This is a genomic window from Haliea sp. E1-2-M8 (assembly GCF_030649675.1).
In the GTDB taxonomy this organism is placed as follows: domain Bacteria; phylum Pseudomonadota; class Gammaproteobacteria; order Pseudomonadales; family Halieaceae; genus Haliea.
The window spans coordinates 24,920-45,037 of the sequence record NZ_JAUTDR010000030.1; the positions used below are offsets into that span (position 1 = coordinate 24,920).

Genomic DNA, 20,118 nt, shown 5'->3' on the forward strand with positions numbered 1-20,118 from the left:
GTGCTGCCGGTTCCCGGCTGGACATCCGATCCGCCGGGGGCCAACNAAAATCTTGCCTCTGTACCGTTCCCGCGCTGTTACCGCCCGCGCCCTGCTATCGCTCTTGCTGGTGCTGCCGGTTCCCGGCTGGACATCCGATCCGCCGGGGGCCAACGCCGAGCAGCAGCGCGCCGATGCTCTGGCCAGGCGCGTGTATGATCGTCCCAATGGGGAGGACGTCAGTGCGCGCATCATGATGCAGCTGCACGACGGCCGGGGAGAACCCCGGCAACGCATCCTCTATAGTTACGCCAAGGACAAGGGCGATGCAGAGCGCTGGACCATGATCCGCTTTGTGGAGCCTGCCGACGTTGCCGGCACCGGCCTCCTGACCCTGAACTACCCGGGTGAAGCGAGCGACCAGTGGCTGTACCTGCCCGCGCTCGACCGCGTGCGGCGGATTGCCTCCTCCCGCAAGGGTGGACGGTTCGTAGGCTCGGATTTTTACTACGAGGACCTTATGGATCGAGAAGTGGCGATGGATTCCCATCGGCTACTGGGCCGGGAACAACTTGGCGGCGCCGAATGCTACCTGCTGGAAAGCACCCCGCTGGACCCCGACAACTCGGTGTATAGTCGGCGCATCGCCTGGATCCACCCGGATCTGGACCTGCCCTTGCGCGTAGACTTTTTCGAGGACCGGAGCGAGGAACCCGTCAAGCGCCTGCAGGCCAGCGAAATCAGGCGGGTACAGGGCTTCTGGACGGTATTTGACAGCACCATGCACGACCTGGTCAGCGGCCACAAAACCCAGATGCTGACGCTGGACATCAAGTACAATCAGGACCTGCCCGACAGCCTGTTCCAGCAACGCAGCCTGGCTGATGAAACTTTGGAAATCCCGTTCCGCCCCTGATAACCCACGCTGGTTGCCGCCATGGAACACTGCAAACTCCCGATGAACCGGCGACGCAACCCCATTGCGAAAGGGCTGTTGCTGGCCACTGCGTTCACAGCCTCGCTGGCTGCTGCAGCTGACCAGACTGTGAGAATTATCGATGACAGTGAGCCGGATACCCGGGGCCCCACGCCCGGAGCCGGGAATGACGACAGGGGCGTCACCGACGCCACGGGACTTTCTGTCAGCCTGGGCGAGCTGTGGCTGGAATATGGCGAGTTTGTCCGGGATGCCTCCGGCACCGATCACCTGGGTCACGTGCGCGGGGAACTGGCTGCCAGCTGGGTTGCCAGGCCACACTGGGAAGTCCGGGTAGCAACGCGTGCCTATGGTTATCTGGAAAGTGGCGGCAGTGATGTTCATGACCTGGCGTTCGACTACGGGGAATCCTATGTCCGCTATCTGGGCGAGAACTACCGTGTAACCGCAGGCGCGCAGCAGGTCACCTGGGGACGCATTGACGAATTCCCCCCCACTGACCGCCTGAGCACCCAGGACATCAGTCGCTATGTCATTGACGACCTGGAGTACCGCCGCCGGCCCTCGGTCGCCATCCGCTACGAATATTTCTGGGCAGACAGCAAGCTGGATCTGCTGGCAGTCCCACGTTTCCGCGCTGCCGAACTGCCGGACCGCGACAGTGTCTGGTTCCCGGTGAACCAAAGCACCGGCGAGGTATTCGGGCTTCGATCCACGCCGCTCAGCCGTGATCTGGTGCGGAATGCCCGGCTGGACCTGGACGAACCCGACTCGGAGGGCGGTTTCGGTGCACGTTACAAAACCACAGGCGCCGGCCTGGACTACGCGATAACCGTGCAGAAGGGCCGCAATTCACTTCCCTACTTTGCCTACGACCCTGCCTCTGCCACGATCAGTACGCGTTACCCCACAAGCTGGTCTGCCGGTGGTGACCTCGCGTTCGAGGCGTTGGGCGGTGTGGTGCGCCTGGAGGCACTGTGGTCCGCCGATACTCCGGTCACGGGTATAGACGGCCGCTACGCTACGGTGGACAGCCTGAGCTGGGGTGTGGCACTGGAACTATTTCCCGGTGACGGCGACGGCAGGCTCAACCTGCAGCTCATGGGCAGCCGGCTGGATACCGACTTTCCGGTACTGGACCGCGACGAAACCTACGCCCTTGGCGGCTCCTGGGAGTTACCGCTGGCGCGTGGGCGCTGGCGCCTGAACACACGCTTCCATACAGGCCTGTACGCCAGCGACTGGTATCTGAATCCAGAACTGGCCTATACCGCCATCCCGGCGACTGAGTTGTACCTGACCCTGCACCACTTTGACGGCAGCGACGGCACCCCTGGTGGCTTCCATCAGGATAACAGCTTCATCGCCGTAGGCCTCCGCCTTACGCTCTGAAACTGCCTGCCCGATGGGGCCGGCTAGCCTCCCTGCTGCAACTCAGCCAGCAACTGCTGCGCCGCTGCCTTCTCCGGAAACTCCTTGTCGCCCTCCAGCAGCGACGTCAGCTCGCGCACGGCGGTGCGCCTGTCGCCCTCAGCCACGCTGATCTGGGCGCTGCTGAAACGAATGGCAGGATGTCCGGGCGCAGCGCTGAGCGCGTCGTCAATGCTGCGCCGCGCCCGACGCAGATCGCCAATCTTCAGGTAAATAATGGCCTGGGTGTCAAGTACATTGGGGGACGGTGCCTCCGGTGAGGCCGCGACCGCGCGCTGGATGTACTCCAGCGCCTTCTTCGGCTCGCTATCCCTGAACTGCCAGGCCAGGTTGTTCAGCGCCACCACGTTGTCGGCATCCACTTCCAGAACCTCGCCATAGGCCTCGATGGACTCTTCCCCCTGACCGGCAGCGGAGAGGAATTCGGCAAGGGCTATGCGTGCCGGTACATCGGCTGGGTGCTCCGCAACCCAGTCACGCAGCAGGGTAATGGCGCCTGTCTCGTCGTCGGTGGCACGCCGTTGCATCGCCAGCTCAAGCATCGACCCCCTGCTGGGCGACTTGGCAAATACGCGCTCAATTTTGGACAGCGCCTGTTGCCGGTCGCCGCGCAGGTTGGCGACGCTAGCCTGCAGTTTCAGCACATCGGTATTGTCCGGGGCCAGCTCTGTCAGCTTTGCCACCTGCTCTTGCAGCTGCTCGTGGCGCCCGGTGAGCAGGTACAACCGCGCCAGCCCCAGGCGTGCGAGAATAAAATCCGGGCTCAGGGCCACTGCGCGCTCCAGCGACTCTATACCACTGGACACATCTTTGAGTCCCGACTGGGCGCGGGCGAGCAGCAAATGGACCCGTGCATCGCCCGGCTGCTGGCGTACCAGCCGCTCCAGGATGGGCAGCGCCGCGGCATAGTGCTGCTGATTGAGCTCGGCCTCCGCAAGGACGGCCATTACCGGCGGCCGGTTCCGCTGCAGCTGCGGCAGCTCCCCGAGCACTGTCACCACCTTATCGCTCTGCCGCTTCAGCAGGTAATAGCGCGCCAGTATCAGCCGGGGCTGCAGCGCCGCCGGGTGGGCCGCCATGGCGCGCTGCAGGATCTCGACCATCGCCGGCTCCCGGTTCTCCAGCGCCTCCAGTGCTGCGAGGCTGACCAATGCCTCCAGGTGCTGCGGATCCAGCTCCAATACTCCGTCGTAATAGGTTCTTGCGGCAACGAGATCCCCAGCCTGCAACGCCAGATTGGCCAGGGCCAGGCTGGCCTCCGGGTCACCTGGCTCGATCTGCAGGGCAGCGAGGAACTGGGTGCGCGCCTGTTCGATATCACCCGCGGCCAGGTGTACCCGGCCCTTCAGCTTCAGGGCCTCCGCATCATTGGGGCGACTGGCGACATAGTTTTCGGCCTGGGCCAGCGCAGCGTCGACATTGCCCTGCTGCAGGTGCCCGGTGACCAGAGCCTGCTCGGCCCGCTCATACCGGGGCTCCAGGCGCAGAGCGGCCTGGAGATTTTCCATACCCAGCTCCTGTTGCCCGGTGGCCAGCAGACCTGCCCCAAGGCGGGTCAGTGCCTCGGCCGACTCCGGCTCTTGCTCCGCCACCCGTTGCAGCAGTGCCGTGCCGCGCTCAGTTTCACCGCTCGCAATCAGGCTGTTGGCCAGCAGGTTGAGCGCATACACATCCGCAGGGTCAGTGGCGATCACTGGCTGCAGCAAGGCGGGAATCCGGGCATGATTCCCCAGCTGGTACTCGATGGTGGCAGCCAGTTTGCGCGCCGGTGAATTGTCAGGGAGAATGGTGAGAAAACGGTCGACGTTACTCAGTGCCATCACTAGATTGCCGTCCGCACGGTGTATGGCCGCCAGGTAATAGAGGGCCAGCGGGTACTGCTCGGGGGCGACGGCAGCCTTGTCAAAAAACTGCTTGGCACTACCCAGCTCATTCCGGCCCAGCAACACCATTCCTTCCAGGAAATCCATGCCGGGATGGGAGGACACCAGCTTCTTTATCGCCTTGAGATCTTCCTCGGCGGCGTCGAACCGCTGCGCACTCACCCGCACCAGGCCGCGCTTGTAGTGCAGGTTAAAGAGGTTGTGGCTGCCGGCGATGGCCTTGCTGTAGTCCTCTTCCGCCTCCGCCAAATCACCGAGTTGAATTGCGACATCCCCGCGCAGGCTCCACGCCGGCGCGTAATCCGCGTCCTTGTCCAAAGCCTGGTCCAGCAGGTAGCGGGCTTCCTCGCCGGTGTTGTCCCGGGTCAGGGAGATCTGGGCGCCAGCCACCAGGGCATAGGGCGACACCGGGGGCGAATCCAGCACTTGGTCGATAGCGGTAATTACCGCATCGGTCTCGCCCTGCCGGAGCAGGGACAGGGCCTGCGCGGCACGCACGGTCGAGCGCGCCTCCGCGTCCAGGCCTTCGACCTGCAACTGGCCCAGTGGCGCATGCCGTTCCAGCGCCAGCAATACCTGGGCGTAGGTCGGATACACCTCCGCCGCAGGGCTACCCAACTCCAGCGCGTGCCTGAGTTCCTTCTCGGCACTGGCGAGCTCACCGGTGGCGAAACTGGCCTTGCCCAGCAGCAGACGCGCCTGGCGGTTGCCCGGGTCCTTCTGCAGGGCATTCTTCAACTCGATAACTGCGGGGCGGAAGTCTTCACGGGCCAGCAAGGCTTCCGCTTCGACCACGTGCTCCGCGCTGGTACGGGTCTCACCACAGCCACCGACAAGCAGCCCGAGGCACGCAACCAGAATCAAACTAACGCGGTTCATAACAGCTTCCTTATCATATGCCTGTGAATACGATAGCATAAAGGCCGTACGTCACCACTGGCAAAACAGGAAACGCTGGACAAGCCGCCGGATTGCCGGAAGAATTGTGCGCCAGTTCCCATTCCGGTGATATTGCGCAACCCACAGCGGAGCTTCCGGCGACGATGGTTACAGACTCACGACCACGCAGAGCCACTCCCCGTCCCCCGGGGAGCGAACGCAGGGGGATGTACCTCGCCATTGCCTGCCTCCTGGTGCTGATCCTGGCGCCCATCGCCCCCCTCCTCCAGCTCACCATCAACAATGTCCCCAAGGTGTATCTCCCCGAGGATGCGCGGGCGGTGATCATCGACGAACAGGTCCGGGAGTTTTTCCCCAATGACCAGGGCATGGCGTTTCTCTTCGAAGGCCCCGACCTGTACGCGGACCAGTTTCTGCTGGCTCTGGACGCCCTCACCCGCGCACTGCAATCCCACCCGCAGATCGAAAAGGTGTTCAGCGTCACCAGCCAGGATCACATCGTCGGCACCGAGGACGGCTTTCTGGTCGAGCCCTTGCTGGACGTGGACGAGCTGGACCACTGGTCCGAGGACTATCGCCGGCAGAGAATACTCTCCGACCGCTTCGCCCGCCGCGCTCTGGTGGCGCCGGACGGCAGTGCCCTGGCCGTTGTGGTCATTCCGGATACCCTGGATGACAGCTTTGCCCGCATGGACCTGCACCAGGATATCCTGGGACTGCTGCACCGGCACCAGCTGGAGGGGCACCTGGTCGCCGAAGCCGGTCTGATTTCCACGGATGTTGAGCAGACCCGGGAGTTCCTGCGGCAGATGATGCTGTTTATCCCCCTGATAGTGGCAATCGGCCTGCTGCTGGTCTGGCTGCTGTTTCACCGGCTGCTGGCCTTGCTGCTGAGCCTGGCGGCCATCTTCGCCACCGTCGGTTCCACCGTGGCCCTGTTCACCCTGTTCAGCCTGCCCTTCAACCTGATTTCCAGTATCCTGCCGCCATTGCTCTGCGCCCTGACTATTGCGGCCCTGGTCCACCTGTTCAACGCGCTCAAACTGGCGGCCCGGCGCGGCGCCAGCGGCCCCAACCGGGTCGCAACCGCGCTGCACCATGTCCGCCGCCCGGGGCTCTACAATGCCCTCACCACCATGGCTGGTTTTGCCGCCCTCGGCCTCAGTGAAATACCCCCCATTCGCAACCTGGGGCTGGTCACCGCAGCCGGTGTGGGCCTGGTGTATGTGGTGGTGTATCACCTGCTGCCACCCATCATCGCCAGTACGGATCGGGGGGACTGGGGCAGCCGTCGCGCTGGCCGCAGCCTGTCGGATACCGCGGTCAGGGTTCTGTTCCACACCGGCACCCGTCATCCGGTGGCAACCCTGCTGACCACGCTGCTGCTGCTCGGGGCGGGGGCGCCCTTCCTGGGCAGGATTGTCGTCGAGACCAATCTGCTGGAGTTCTTTTCCCCCGAACATGAAATCCGGGTCGCTACCGAGCATCTGGAACAAAAGCTGGCCGGCACCGGCTCGATGGATGTGCTGCTTACCGCATCCGAGCCGCAGGGTCTGATCAGCCCGCAGAACCTGCGCGCCATCCGCCAGTTCCAGACCTGGGCCGAGTCCCAGGACGAGGTCGACAAGACCACATCCCTGGCGGACTTCGTCGAGGAGATGCACTGGGGCTTCAACGGCGGCGAAGACCGCTTCCGCACCATCCCGGACAGGGCCGACCTCATCAGCCAGTATCTGTTCGTCTACGACGGCACTGATCTCTATGACTTTGTGGATCGGCGACTTGCCGTCAGCCGCGTGCACCTGAACCTGAACATCCACGGCGCCAGGGATATCCAGCAGTTCATGCAGCGGGTGCGCACCTACCTGGAGGCACAGCCGATGGATGCGGTGAGCTGGGAGATTGCCGGTATGAGCCGCCTGTTTTCCGACCAGGTGAACCTGCTGATCAGCGGCCAGCTGAGCAGTATACTCGGGGCCCTGGTGATCATCTTCCTGTTGATGCTGCTGCAGTGGCGGTCCCTGCGCGACGCCCTGGTCTGCATGCTGCCGAACCTGGCGCCGGTCCTGCTCATCTTTATAGTGATGGGCGCCTTCAACATCTGGCTGGACGTGGCTACGGCCATGATCGCCAGCGTCGCGGTGGGTATCGCAATTGACGACACCATCCACATTTTCCACGGTTTCATCTACCGCCTGCGCCGGGGCATCAGCCCGGTCATCGCCATTGCCCGAACCTGCCAGCATGCGGGGCGGGCGGTCATGACCACGACCACCATTCTCTGCGCCCAGTTCCTGGTCCTGCTGGCCTCTGATTTCGTGCCCATCATGCATTTTGGCCTGCTCGCGAGCATCGGCCTGCTGGCAGCCCTGGTCTTTGACCTGCTGTTGCTGCCCGCCATCCTGATCCTGAGCTACCGGCGCCGGGAGGCCCCATGACCACAGACAGACAGTTTGACTACGCGGAAGCGTTCAGTCGCAACTCCGGCTGGGTAACCGCGGCGGAGCAGGCGAGCCTGCGCGGCAAGCGTATTGCCATTGCCGGCATGGGCGGCGTGGGCGGCATCCATCTGCTGACCCTGGCGCGGCTGGGGGTAGGCGCCTTCAGCATTGCGGACTTCGACACCTTCGATATTGCCAACTTCAATCGCCAGGCCGGGGCTACGATGAGCACCTTGGGCAGGCCCAAGACCACCGTCATGACGGAAATGGCGCGGGACATCAACCCCGAGCTGGATATCCGCGCGTTCGCGGACGGGGTTACCGCGGCCAATGTGGATACATTCCTGGAGGGGGCTGACCTGTATGTTGACGGGCTGGATTTTTTTGCCTTTGATGCCCGCGACATCGTGTTTTCGGCCCTGGTCAAGCAGGGCATTCCTGCGGTCATTGTCGCCCCGCTCGGCATGGGCGCCTCCCTGCTCAACTTCATGCCGGGAGGGATGACTTTTGCCGACTACTTTGACTGGGAGGGCTGCACGCCCGAGGACAAGGCCCTGCGCTTCCTGATCGGCCTGTCGCCCGCGCTGCTGCAGCGCACCTACCTGATGGACGCCAGCGCCACCGACATGCAGGCGGAGCGGGTGCCCTCGACCCCGGTCGGCTCCGAGCTGGCTGCCGGGGTGGCCACTACCGAAGCCCTGAAGATCCTGCTGGGGCGAGGCAAGGTGATCGCCGCCCCCCGGGGAGTGCATTACGATGCCTACCGTAACAAGCTGGTGCGCACCTGGCGCCCGGGGGGCAACCGCAACCCGATCCAGCGCCTGGCCCTGGCCTTCGCCCGTCGCACCCTGGACAAGGGCCGAGGCTAGGCTGACTGGCCCTCCAGCACGACCGGTTTGGTGGCGGCGACGTTGTAGGTGTTGCCCGAGATCTGCTCGAACTCGACCAGGAAACCCGCCGCCTGCAGGCGCTGGCGGATGTCCTCTTCCTGATAGGGTGTGTAGAGAATGCCCTTGCGGATGCCCCAATCGTCAATCTTCTGTGCCAGCCAGCGCAGCGGGCGCGGGCCGCGGGGGTACAGCAGCACATTGGCGGCCAACCGACCGCCGGGTTTCAGCACCCGGAACACATCCCGTAGCCCGGCGTCCACATCGGGAAAGCAGTGCACTGCATTGGCGATATTGGCACTGTCGAAGCTGTTGTCGTCGTAGGGCAGCGCGGCCACATCCGCATGTTGCAGTTCAATGCCCGGCGTCTTGGCGAACCGGCGCTGGGCACCCGCCAGCATCGGCAGGGCATAGTCGATACCCGCCACGCTCGCTTCCGGCAGCTTCTTCCAGCGTCGCCAGCGGTGGATGAACTCGTAGAGCGTGCCGGTCCCAATGGCCACCTCCAGGTGCCGGCCGCGGATATTGCCGCCAAAGAAGCGGACCTGCGCCCACAGGGTGCTGCGGTAGGCAAAGGTGAGAATAAGGAAACCGCGGACGTCGTACCACCAGGGGGAGGAGGAATAAGCGGCGGCGATTTCTTCTTTGGTTTTTGTGGAAATACCATGCATTGCAACACCTGCCCCGGTAGCGAATGGCTGTGATGATACGACAAAGGAACGATATTTTCAGTTACGAACTCATCCACCCCTGATCTCAGGGCCAGACTGCCCGGCGAAGTACCTTGGTGAGAGCTGTCAGCTTTTTTTACATCAGCATCGACTGCCGTCCTCGACCAATCACCTAACCCATTGTCCTATATGCTTATTTTTATAATGGCACAATGATTGCTCTTTAACCTGTGAGACGAGAGGCTAATCAGCTTCGTCGAGCAGCCCTAAACGGTTTGTTCTTTTAGATGCAACAAGCAGGGAGTAAGAGCGATGAAAGCAAAAACTTTACTGGCCGCAGTGGCCTTATCGACTATCAGTACCGGAGCATTAGCGTACCCGAAATTCACCATTGAGGAGTGCACGTTAGCCTGTGGTGGCGGCATGACCTACCAGCTCACCGCTGATCAAATCAATGGGAGTTACGCAGAGACGATAACCGCGACGATAAGCGGCGACCCCTTGGTTGACGGTACGTTCGTTACCTCCGGCGTCTTCCAATTGTCCGGGTATACGCTGGATGGCACCGGCCTGACGAGCTATTTGCAAAGTCCTGGCGGATACGATCTGTACGCACTGTTCTACTTTGACGGCACCAATAACCTCAATGCGGCAGGCGATCTGACGTTCACAGCAAACAACGCTACCGTCGAGCTCTGGGGAGACCCCGGGCAGGATAGCGGTTTTACACAGGATGCCACAGGCGTTAATCTGCCAACTGTCACTCCTGGCACCGCAGACGTGCAGCTTGGTACTGCCAGCACCTTGGTGGCCGGGTCCGGCAATGGCAGGTTAGGCCTCAATAACGGTGATTTTGAGATTGTCTTGGGAGATTTCGCCCTCACCCCGGCTGGAGAGAATTTCTTCATCGAGCCTACTGACTTCTACGTCGTACTGGACGTCAACGGCAACTTCCAGGACGTAAATCCGGACTTTGCGGTGGGGACAGGTACCTACTTGGTAACGGGTGCTGGCCAGGTATTCTTCGCAGCCGTGCCAGAGCCTAGCGTAATGGCACTTTTCGCGACTGGCCTGCTGGGCCTGGGCTTCGCAGCGCGCCGCAGACGTCAGGTCTAAGCGGGTACGAAGCACCAAAGCAAGACAGGAACGGCGACCTTCGGGTCGCCGTTTTTTTGGACCAGCGCCCGGGCCCCGCATCCTTCCCCCGGCAGGCCGCGCCCCCAAACCACCTGCCCACTGTCACTTTTTTTTACACAGGCCGTCCCCAGCAATCTGATACCTCATCCAGACAGTTCATAACCGATTGAATAGATTAATCAAATTAATCTTGGCACGACGTATGCACTTGCCCGTGTAGACGAATCATGATCTCCGGAGGATCGAGCAATGAGAACCAATAAGGCATTGATAGCCGCAGTGGCAGTGGCCAGTTGCACCTGGGCCGGCACCGCCAGCGCCGACGAACTGGCACTGTACGGACAATCCATCGATTTTGAAAATTCCTCGGGCTGCCTGACCATCGGCGACGCCATCAGCTGTTCGGCGCCGCTGCTGAACGTGCTGGCAGGGCTTAGCCCCACCACCCTGACTGACGACGGCGGCTACGTTTTCCAGACCAATCAGGGAACCCTGCGGAACAACTACATCGTCCTCAGCGGCGGCGGCGGCGCGGCCGACAATTCCGATATCGACCCCGTAGGCGGTAGTGGCCCGGCAGTAGAGGATGGGTTCAAAAGTAACGACGTCGCCAATGATCAATATTTTGCCACGGGCCAGACCGGAACCACGGCAGGGAATCTGAGCGACCCGGACAATAACAACTTGACCGCAGCACAGGACAGCCTCGGAACGTGGGACGTGGATATCGGCTGGCTCATCGAAGCGCTGACGTTCGATGAAGGTCGCCACCAGTTGCTGATTGGCTTTGACTACAACGAGCCGCAAAGCGGGTCGCCGACGACTCTGGATTACTGGTCTCTGGTGACGCTTGTTGACTCTTCGGGTCTCCTCCCGCCCATCAATTACGAAATCCGTTCACCGACCGGTCAAACCTACGACCAGTTCGTCAGCAACAAGACCTTTGACGGCGAGACCAGCAAGCCGTCCGCCACCGACTTCTCCACGGTACTGGGCACCAGCTGTGTAGATACTGACGGCAGTGAATCTCCACCTATCCTGAATATTGAGGGCGGCGGTTGCCCCGCAGGCTATGAAACCACCATCAATAATACCCTGGCGACCAACCTGACAGAAATCATTGCCTGGCTGCCAGAGCTGGATATGGGTCTGGAGTCGTTCCAGGCCAGCGGCTACGACACAGTTTCCGCCAGAGTGCTGTTGGGCTGCTTTGACAACAATTCAACTGCAGGGACCATCGGAACCGGCTATCTGAGCGGCGATGGCAGCACCACCAACTGCGGAGAAGGCGGTTTCCCGGACATCTTCCTGATGGCGGGTGATGTCATACCCACCGAGAATGTCCCGGTCCCAGCCCCCGCGCCGCTGCTGTTGTTGGGCGCCGGCCTGCTCGGCCTGACTACTCTGCGCTGGAGGGCACGCCGCCGCAACTGAGCCTGCACGGCTTGCAACAACGTAACAGGGAAGGGGCCACGCGGGTGGCCCCTTTTTTTATTTGCAATGGAACCTTTAGGGTTATCCGACTCTGACTTCGGGCATGGCTGCCAGTTCACAGCCAACATCACTGCCCAAGCGGATGCGCAACTCTTCATAAAAGTTGCCCAGTTGCGCCGGCATCGTGCGGCGGTAGGTTTCGGCACTCATATGGTAGGGCGCCCTTCTGCCATGGTAGTCGGTGATCTGCCCCGCCCGCGCCAACGTCAATCCGGAGCGCCGCATCAACCTGGGCAATGCCGGTTTCATCATCGCGAAAACATCGGTCAGCCCCAACATTTCCGAGCTGGCGGCAGCCCCCAACAGCGCGGCCACGGCAATCATGGAAAAGCTCCTGACCTCCTGATGATTTATATCCACGGCCCTGGTGCGGCCAGGCTGCCCGGCGTGGTCGCCACTGCGGCGGCGAAAGACAGGGTCAACAGCCAGCCGGGAAATTTCGCCCACCCGGCTGCGGTCCGCTGCCAGCACGTCAAGGGCACTCAGGGACAGCGCGGGCAGGCAGAATTTTCCCAGCGGCAGAGGGTCTTCGTACAGGTTGTCGCGGGTGGTAACCACCCTCACGCAGCCCGCCGCCCGACCTGTGCGCCGGTGTGTTACCAGGCAGTGTATCGAGCGGTCGTCAAATTCGTCGACCTCAATGCCGGCTACCTGCTCCTCATCAGGGCGGTCGCGAGGGTCCAGGTAACGGAACTCCTCACAATAGACGCGAAAACGTAGCCGATGGGCGCTCAGTCTCTGCTCTGGCGTAGTTGCGAGGCTCACGGAGAAATACTTGTGAAAATGCTCGCAATGGGTCATTGGGCTTATTGTGCTTGGGGCGAAAAAGAAACAGCGAAAATCACTCTGTCACAAACGCCACAGCGTGTCACTAGCAATTTTGTATCTGGCATGCCGATTCCACTGCCGTCACTCATGTGCCGGCGCGCAGCGACGCCGTGGGAGTCGACTGGGCGCCGAAATCCACACTGATCGCCTGGTACACCGATTTATAGAACAGCCTGAGGTCCGGGCGCATGGACTCAAGGACGGAGCCCAGCTCCACGTAGTACGGCGCCCGCAGGCCATGATAGTCGATGTCGGTCCCCACCTTGGTGAAATGGATACCTGAGCGCTGCATCAACCGGGGCAGAAACGGCTCCATCATCGCAAACCCGGCAGAGAACTTGTGCAGCTCCCCCATGGCACAGGAGGCAAGAAATGCCGCCACGGAAATCAGGCCAAAAGTGCGCTTTTCCATACTGTCGATATCCAGCGCATCAATCTCACCGAAGCGAGTTTCCGCCTCCCCGGTACGGCGGCGGAAAGCCCCGTCTACCGCCAGCCGCGATATCTCGGCGATTTTATCCCGGGGAACATCCAGCTGCCGATGAAAATCCTCGTCCAGCACATTAGGCCGCAACAGCTCATAGGGCAGCGGGTACTCTGAACCGGAACCATTGATTGCCGGCACCAGCCGTACACAAGCTGCGGGCATATTGGTGAGCCGGTGGGTAATCAGGCAGGTAGAGGAAAAGCTGTCGTACTCATCAGACTCCAACCCGTCCGGATAATCTTCCGCAGGCAGATAGCTGAATTCGTCGCAATACACCCGGTACCGAATGCGGTAGGTCTTCTCCAAATCCGCCTGCGTTTGCGCCAGGCCGATCTTGAAGTACTCGTGAAATCTGGAGGCCAGTACAGTGTTTTCGTTCTGCATATCAGAACCTCCCCGGGCATGATAGCCTGCTGCTGTAATAGTCCCACACATTGGGGGTTTTTGCCATGACACAGGACACAACCCGGGATCCCGTCTGCGGCATGACCGTGGACCCGGCCACCGCCAAGCACCGCAGCGAGCACGGGGGCCAGACCTGGTATTTCTGTGGCGCCCGTTGCCGGGAAAAGTTCGAAACCGACCCGGAGCAGTACCTGGGCGAGCGGCAAGAACCCGCAGCGGCTATCCCCGGCGCCACCTACACCTGCCCCATGCATCCGGAGGTGCGCCAACAGGGCCCCGGCGACTGCCCGATCTGCGGCATGGCGCTGGAGCCCGAAGAGGTCACCGCGGATACCGGCCCCTCCGCAGAGCTGCTCGACATGAGCCGCCGCTTCTGGATCGGCCTGGCGCTCACCCTGCCGGTGTTCCTGCTGGAGATGGGTAGCCACCTGTTTGCCACTGACCACCTGCTGTCTTCGCAGTGGTCCAACTGGATCCAGCTGGCGCTGGCCACGCCGGTAGTACTGTGGGCGGGCTGGCCCTTCTTCCTGCGCGGCTGGCGCTCGGTGCAGCGCCGCAGCCTGAACATGTTCACCCTGATCGCCATCGGCACCGGCGCCGCCTGGAGCTACAGCGTGGTCGCCACCCTGGCGCCAGGCATCTTCCCACCCGCCTTCCACCAGCCCGATGGCTCGGTGGCAGTGTACTTCGAAGCGGCGGCGGTCATCGTCGTGCTGGTGTTGCTGGGCCAGGTGCTGGAACTGCGGGCGCGGGAGAAGACCTCAGGCGCCATCCGCGCCCTGCTGGACCTGGCTCCGGCCAGCGCCCGGCGCCTCGATGAACAGAGCGGGGAGCAGGATGTGCCGCTGGATCAGGTCCAGGTGGGCGACCGGCTGCGCGTGCGCCCGGGAGACAAGATCCCCCTCGACGGCGAGATACTGGAGGGCCGCTCCACCGTAGATGAATCCATGGTTACCGGCGAACCCCTGGCGGTTACCCGCCAGGCCGGCGACAGTGTCATCGGCGGCAGCATCAACGGCCAGGGCAGCTTCATCATGCGTGCCGACAAGGTTGGCCGCGACACGCTGCTCGCCCGCATTGTGCAGATGGTGGCCAGCGCCCAGCGCAGCCGCGCTCCGATTCAGGGCCTGGCGGACCGCGTTGCGGGCTACTTCGTACCGGCGGTGATCGCCGCGGCCGTGGTCGCCTTCATTGCCTGGTCCCTGTTGGGACCACAGCCGCCGATGGCCTTCGCCCTGATCGCGGCGGTCAGCGTGCTGATCATCGCCTGCCCCTGCGCCCTGGGTTTGGCCACCCCGATGTCGATCATGGTCGGCATCGGGCGCGGCGCCGGCCTGGGCGTGCTGATCCGGGACGCCGAGGCGCTGGAACGGATGGAAAAGGTGGATACCGTGGTGATCGACAAGACCGGCACCCTTACCGAGGGTAAACCGGCAGTGACGGATCTGCGGCCCGCCGACGGGTTTGACGAAGCCTCCCTGCTGACGCTGGTCGCGGCACTGGAACAGGGCAGCGAGCACCCACTGGCACAGGCCATCGTCGCCCGTGCCCTGGAACTGGATCTCACCCTGCCGGACGCGGTGGATTTCGATGCCGAAAACGGCAAGGGCGTCACCGGGCGAGTGGACGGCCAGCGGGTGGCTGTTGGCAACCGCCTGCTGATGGCGGCAGAGGGCGCGGAATCCGGGTCGCAGGATGCCGCCGCCGAGGAGCTGCGTGGCACAGGCGCCACGGTGATCTTCGCAGCAGTGGATGGACGCCTCGCGGGACTAGTGGCGATTGCCGACCCGGTCAAGGAAAGCAGCGGCGCCGCTATCAAGGCCCTGCAGGACGCAGGCATGCGCGTGGTCATGCTCACCGGGGATAACCGCACTACCGCCGAAGCGGTAGCGCGCACTCTGGGTATTGACGAGGTGGAGGCAGAAGTCCTGCCGGAGGACAAGGGCCATGTGGTTCAGCGCCTGCGAGACGAGGGCAGGATTATTGCCATGGTGGGGGACGGGATCAATGATGCGCCGGCGCTTGCCACCGCAGATGTCGGCATCGCCATGGGTACCGGCACCGACGTCGCTATCGAAAGTGCCGGCATCACCCTGCTGCGCGGTGACCTGGGCGGGATCGTCCAGGCGCTGCACCTGTCCCGGGCGACCATGCGCAATATCCGCCAGAACCTGTTCTTTGCGTTCGCCTACAACGCCCTCGGGGTGCCCATTGCCGCCGGGGTCCTCTACCCCCTGATCGGCATGCTGCTGTCACCCATGATTGCCGCGGCCGCCATGTCCCTGTCCTCGGTCAGCGTCATCAGCAACGCGCTGCGGCTGCGCAGGGTGAGATTGGGCGCGGCTGCCTAGAAACGCAGGGAGTACTGCGCCGGCGCCGGCTCGGCCACCGCGGACGCCGCCGCCCCCGCGTCGGCCAGCGGCGCTTCCAGGCCCGACAGGGACAGCCCCAGCAGACGCACCCCGCGCGGCACCGGCAACAGTCCAGCGAGGATGGCGTGGGCGAGGGTCGCGAGACCGGCGCGGTCTGGAATGGGCGCATCCACAGAGCGGGCCCGGGTAATCTGCTGGAAATCCGCAAACTTCATTTTCAGGGTCAGGGTGCGACCTCTCGCTGGCTGTCGGGCGATGCGCTCCCAGACGATATCGATGATCTGTTCCAAAGCGGCCACCAGTTCCGCATCCTGCTGCAGGTCCTGCGCCCAGGTGCGCTCGCCACCAATGGACTTGCGCTGCCGGTCAGGGCGCACCGGACGGTCGTCCTCGCCGCGACTGGCGCGATACAGATACTCCGCGGATTTGCCGAAATGCTGCTGCAGGAAGCCCAGGCTCTGGGCCCGCAGGTCAGCTCCGCTGTGGATACCCATTCCGGCCATACGCTCGGCCGTCCGCGGGCCGATGCCATAGAATCGCCGCGCGGGCAGGCTGGCGACAAAGGCGGCACCCTCCTGCGGCAATACTACGAACTGGCCGTTGGGCTTGTTCTGGTCCGAAGCGACCTTGGCAAGAAATTTGTTGTAGCTGATCCCGGCGCTGGCCGTGAGCCCGGTCTCCTCGAGGATGTCGCGCCGAATCAGCTCGGCTGCCCGGATCGCGCTGCCCACGCCGCGTCGATCGGCGGTGACATCCAGATAGGCCTCGTCCAGGGACAGCGGTTCAATGAAGTCGCTGTAGCGGGCGAAGATTTCGCGGATCTGCCGGGATACGGCGCTGTACACCTCGAATCGCGGCTTCACGAAAAGAAGCTGCGGGCAGCGCCGCTTCGCCGTGACCGAGGGCATGGCCGAACGCACCCCGAACACCCGCGCTTCATAGCTTGCCGCCGCCACCACCCCGCGCAGGGCGGAGCCGCCCACAGCAACCGGCTTGCCCCGCAGCTCAGGATTGTCGCGCTGTTCGACGCTGGCAAAGAAAGCGTCCATGTCGATGTGTATGATCTTGCGCTGCACTGGCGGTATCCCGAGAGACGTGACCCGAATGGTAGGTGCGGTGCCGACAGACGACAAGTGTGGCAACAGCGTTGAGCGTGGACTGGAGAGGCCACAGAATGTGTCGATATTTGGGAGGCAGGGTACTAGGATTGGCAGATGAACCCGCTGGTGCTGACAGTCTTGGGCCTGTTGCTGACCGCGAGCCCCCTCGCGGTTGCCAGGGACTGGTCCGTTGACGCTATCGCATGGGAAGACGGCGGTATTGCCGGCACCTCCACCCTGGAGCACGAGAACGTTTCTCGCCAGGCACTGCAGCTCGGGTATCGCTGGGACCGCGCTGACCCCTCGGCCTATGCCCTGCGCTACAAGCACCAAACGCTGCGAATACGGCAGGGGAACCCGGCCGGCAACGGTTATCTGCACCAGCTCGACTGGCGCCAACAGACAGAGTGGCAACAGTTCCAGGTGGAGCTGACCCTGGGCGTACACGGCACCTCCAACATGTTCAAATACACCGATTTTCACCGCGATGCATTAGTTGCGACCGGAGCAATCGGGTACCGGTTCGGGAGTGAAGGCACCAGTATCGGCTTTGCCGGCGACTACCGCTTCGGCTCCTTCATGCTGTACCCACAGTGGCGAACAGCGATTGCCCTGGGACAATCCTCCCTCCAGCTGAACCTGCCGGTAGCAATCGCACTACAGGCGGCAGACGGCGACTGGCAGCTGGGCTTCGAACGCTACGGAGAGAAATGGGGCACCCTGAACAGCGACCGGCAGATCGCTGACAAACTCTACCTGCATGAATGGCGCCTGAGCGGCCTCTACCGGCTCTCGCTCAGGCAGGGCGACCTGGCCCTTGTAGTCGGTGCCGGCATGAGCCTGCACACACGGGTTCATTATCTGGACCTGGACGCCGGGACGCGTCGTGAACGCCTGGAGGACCGCCTGTATGTCTCTTTGGGCCTACGCTGGTAGCCAGCTCGGGGGCTTTTGGCTACGCGCGGCAGTTACTTCGCGAAGTAGAGCAAGCAGGGTTTGCTACACTAGGAGAATCCGGCCCCGGCCCAAGCGATGCGGATATTCAATGGAAACACCTCAACAACGCAAGGTTCGCGAAGCCCTCAACCGACCGTCCCCCACTGACGACGGCGTCACTGCAGGCGACAAACCGGAGGGTGATACTTCGCTCCGGGAGCAAGCCTTCGAGCACACGGACCCCGATTACATTCCGAAAACCCTGACACCCCACGAGTGGGAACAGTGGTACGCCGAACATGGCGTACCTGAATCCCACAGGCAGCCGGCGAAACAGGAGCCGGAGACTCCTTCACTCTGGCTGCGGATGCTGCAATTTTTTCGCCGCTGACTGCACTTCTCTTGCCCCGGCAAGGAGCCCAACATCGCCATCAAGCCGCGCACAGCACACGCCCTTATCTGGTCCCTGGCCCTGGTGCCCATCGGTTTCTTTGCCGTTGGCCTGGGCGCGTCGGACTTCAGTTCGGCGAGCGCCATCCTCAGCATGCTGGGCCGGCTGGCCGGGGTTGCCGGCCTCGCCCTGCTGCTGTTGGCAGCGGCACTGAGCGCCCGGGTACCGGGGGTCGACCTCCCCTTTGGTGGCCTCACCAAGCTCTGGCGCACCCACCACCTGCTGGGCGCCGGCTCGCTGCTCCTGCTGCTGGTGCACCCACTGCTGCTGGCCTTCGCCGCCTCGGCCTGGGGGCAGGGACTGGCTTTTGAAACTCTGTTCCCCCCGCTGTCAGACCGGGCGACCTGGGCCGGCTGGCTGGCGCTGCTGTTGATGATGACGTTTCTGGCACCCAGTTTCGCGTTCTTCGGCGCTCCCAACTATGAGCGCTGGAAACGGGTGCACGCGCTGGCCGGGCCCGCCGTCATTTTCGCGCTGCTCCATACCTTCCTGTTTAGCCGCACCATGTTGGGGCCCACAGATACCATCATCTGGTCCCTGTTTGCCCTGCTCGGCGTCGGAGCCGTGGGCTGGCGCCTGGTATTCTCGCGCCGTATCGGCCGCCTGCCCTACACCGTTACCCGGGTGGACCTGGTGGCAGACGGGGTCGCCGAACTGAGCCTGCGAGCTGACGAGACCCCGTTGACCTATTCCGCCGGCAATTTTGTCTATCTGACGCCTTTCGATCCCGGCCTGGCGGCGGGTCACCGGGAGGAGCACCCATATACTCTTTCTTCCTCGCCGCTGGAGCCGGAGTTGCGCATCGCGATCAAGGCCCTGGGCGATGCCAGCCGCGCGATCCAGACCATCCCTGTAGGCACATCGGTCACTGTGGAGGGGCCCTACGGTTGTTTCTTCCCGCCTGATTCAAAAGCGAAAACACCGGAGCTTTGGGTGGCCGGCGGCGTCGGTATCACCCCTTTCCTGGCCCGCATGCGCCATTTGCAGGCGCTGGGCGAGCGCGGCGATATCCACCTGATCTATGCAGTGCAGGATGAAGGCCGCGCGGTCTATGCCGAGGAACTGCGGCAGCTGGCGGCGGAGATCCCGGGCTTTGCCCTGACCTTTCACTACTTTTTCCAGGAGGGCCCGATGACCGCGACCTTCCTGGGGACGGCCTGTCTCGATATCGCCCGCCGCGAGGTTTACATTTGCGGGCCTCTGGCGCTGAACCAACTGATCAGGGATCATGTCTACAGGGCTGGCGTCAGCGCCGAGCGCATTCATTCCGAGGAGTTTGAGCTGTTATGAAAAAAGTCGTGTTTGCCGCCTTCGTGGGCTTCTGGTCGAGCATCGCCACAATTGCCACCCTGCACGCCATGGGACCGGCCGAGGCACCCCCCGCAACTGCCCGGGACGGCGTTTCGAATGCAACTGAGACTACTGGCTACACTCTGGAGCAGGTCGCGGAACACGGGACGCTGGACGATTGCTGGATGGCCATCGATGGCGTGGTCTACGATTTCACAACCTACGTGCCCAACCACCCCACCCCCGCTTTCGTCCTGGAACAGTGGTGTGGCAAGGAGGCGACCGAAGGTATGCGCACAAAAGGCTATGGCCGCGACCATTCCCCGACTGCCTGGGGGATGCTGGAGGGGTACGGGGTGGGGCCGGTGCGGGATCAGAACGAAGGGGACTGACCCTGTCCACATTTTTTACAACTACCCCAACTTCACCGCTGGCATGGCGTACGGATCAGTTATAACGTATTGTATTTTTTACATTTATTAGTTTTGG

16 protein-coding genes are annotated in these 20,118 nt (G+C 62.8%); 11 read left to right on the plus strand and 5 right to left on the minus strand.

The features are described 5' to 3' along the window. Window positions 1-52 precede the first annotated feature (52 nt). Together Q6D67_RS18810 and Q6D67_RS18815 are read left to right on the plus strand one after the other, a co-directional pair. On the plus strand, window positions 53-895 hold the full coding sequence (locus Q6D67_RS18810) for an outer membrane lipoprotein-sorting protein (RefSeq protein ID WP_304707212.1): 843 nt from the start codon (window positions 53-55) through the stop codon (window positions 893-895). 21 nt (window positions 896-916) lie between these two features. Next, the gene (locus Q6D67_RS18815; protein WP_304707213.1) at window positions 917-2,308 is read left to right on the plus strand and encodes a hypothetical protein; all 1,392 of its coding nucleotides are present in this window, start codon (window positions 917-919) and stop codon (window positions 2,306-2,308) included. Window positions 2,309-2,331: 23 nt separating this feature from the next. On the opposite strand, the gene prsT is transcribed toward Q6D67_RS18815, so the two are convergent. Continuing rightward, a complete protein-coding gene (gene prsT, locus Q6D67_RS18820; RefSeq protein WP_304707214.1) occupies window positions 2,332-5,109 on the minus strand; it encodes an XrtA/PEP-CTERM system TPR-repeat protein PrsT in 2,778 nt (925 codons plus the stop codon). Between the two features lie 227 nt (window positions 5,110-5,336). On the opposite strand from prsT, the gene Q6D67_RS18825 reads away from it, so the two are divergent. Both Q6D67_RS18825 and Q6D67_RS18830 read left to right on the plus strand, forming a co-directional pair. Beyond that, on the plus strand, window positions 5,337-7,568 hold the full coding sequence (locus Q6D67_RS18825; protein WP_304707215.1) for an RND family transporter: 2,232 nt from the start codon (window positions 5,337-5,339) through the stop codon (window positions 7,566-7,568). After that, entirely contained in the window at window positions 7,565-8,440 is an 876-nt protein-coding gene (locus tag Q6D67_RS18830; RefSeq protein WP_304707216.1) for a ThiF family adenylyltransferase, read from the plus strand. Before Q6D67_RS18825 ends, Q6D67_RS18830 begins: the two co-directional genes overlap by 4 nt. Here the strand turns inward: Q6D67_RS18830 and Q6D67_RS18835 are convergent. Next, entirely contained in the window at window positions 8,437-9,129 is a 693-nt protein-coding gene (locus tag Q6D67_RS18835; protein ID WP_304707217.1) for a class I SAM-dependent methyltransferase, read from the minus strand. The genes Q6D67_RS18830 and Q6D67_RS18835 overlap by 4 nt on opposite strands. 312 nt (window positions 9,130-9,441) lie before the next feature. Between Q6D67_RS18835 and pepA the strand changes: the two genes are divergently transcribed. Next, the gene (gene pepA, locus Q6D67_RS18840; RefSeq protein ID WP_304707218.1) at window positions 9,442-10,245 is read left to right on the plus strand and encodes a flocculation-associated PEP-CTERM protein PepA; all 804 of its coding nucleotides are present in this window, start codon (window positions 9,442-9,444) and stop codon (window positions 10,243-10,245) included. A gap of 270 nt (window positions 10,246-10,515) precedes the next feature. Further along, window positions 10,516-11,700: a hypothetical protein gene (locus tag Q6D67_RS18845; protein WP_304707219.1), complete on the plus strand. Its 1,185-nt coding sequence runs from the start codon at window positions 10,516-10,518 to the stop codon at window positions 11,698-11,700. An 81-nt stretch (window positions 11,701-11,781) separates the two neighbouring features. Here the strand turns inward: Q6D67_RS18845 and Q6D67_RS18850 are convergent, their stop codons facing one another. Both Q6D67_RS18850 and Q6D67_RS18855 read right to left on the minus strand, forming a co-directional pair. Continuing rightward, on the minus strand, window positions 11,782-12,561 hold the full coding sequence (locus Q6D67_RS18850; RefSeq protein WP_304707220.1) for a PEP-CTERM/exosortase system-associated acyltransferase: 780 nt from the start codon (window positions 12,559-12,561) through the stop codon (window positions 11,782-11,784). 112 nt (window positions 12,562-12,673) lie between these two features. Further along, entirely contained in the window at window positions 12,674-13,459 is a 786-nt protein-coding gene (locus tag Q6D67_RS18855) for a PEP-CTERM/exosortase system-associated acyltransferase (RefSeq protein WP_304707221.1), read from the minus strand. A 65-nt stretch (window positions 13,460-13,524) separates the two neighbouring features. On the opposite strand from Q6D67_RS18855, the gene Q6D67_RS18860 reads away from it, so the two are divergent. Continuing rightward, the gene (locus Q6D67_RS18860) at window positions 13,525-15,831 is read left to right on the plus strand and encodes a heavy metal translocating P-type ATPase (RefSeq protein WP_304707222.1); all 2,307 of its coding nucleotides are present in this window, start codon (window positions 13,525-13,527) and stop codon (window positions 15,829-15,831) included. On the opposite strand, the gene dinB is transcribed toward Q6D67_RS18860, so the two are convergent. Next, on the minus strand, window positions 15,828-16,928 hold the full coding sequence (gene dinB, locus Q6D67_RS18865) for a DNA polymerase IV (protein WP_304707223.1): 1,101 nt from the start codon (window positions 16,926-16,928) through the stop codon (window positions 15,828-15,830). The genes Q6D67_RS18860 and dinB overlap by 4 nt on opposite strands. 138 nt (window positions 16,929-17,066) lie before the next feature. On the opposite strand from dinB, the gene Q6D67_RS18870 reads away from it, so the two are divergent. The 4 genes from Q6D67_RS18870 to Q6D67_RS18885 all read left to right on the plus strand — a co-directional run bounded on the left by Q6D67_RS18870 (window position 17,067) and on the right by Q6D67_RS18885 (window position 20,021). Beyond that, window positions 17,067-17,888, plus strand: a complete 822-nt coding sequence (locus tag Q6D67_RS18870; RefSeq protein ID WP_304707224.1) for a hypothetical protein — start codon at window positions 17,067-17,069, stop codon at window positions 17,886-17,888. A gap of 109 nt (window positions 17,889-17,997) precedes the next feature. Continuing rightward, window positions 17,998-18,279 (plus strand): hypothetical protein, encoded by a 282-nt coding sequence (locus tag Q6D67_RS18875; RefSeq protein WP_304707225.1) that lies wholly within the window; start codon window positions 17,998-18,000, stop codon window positions 18,277-18,279. A gap of 84 nt (window positions 18,280-18,363) precedes the next feature. After that, a complete protein-coding gene (locus Q6D67_RS18880; protein WP_304707226.1) occupies window positions 18,364-19,629 on the plus strand; it encodes a ferric reductase-like transmembrane domain-containing protein in 1,266 nt (421 codons plus the stop codon). Then, window positions 19,626-20,021, plus strand: coding sequence for a cytochrome b5-like heme/steroid binding domain-containing protein (locus Q6D67_RS18885; protein ID WP_304707227.1), 396 nt, complete (start codon window positions 19,626-19,628; stop codon window positions 20,019-20,021). The genes Q6D67_RS18880 and Q6D67_RS18885 overlap by 4 nt, the downstream gene beginning before the upstream one ends. Window positions 20,022-20,118 lie beyond the last annotated feature (97 nt).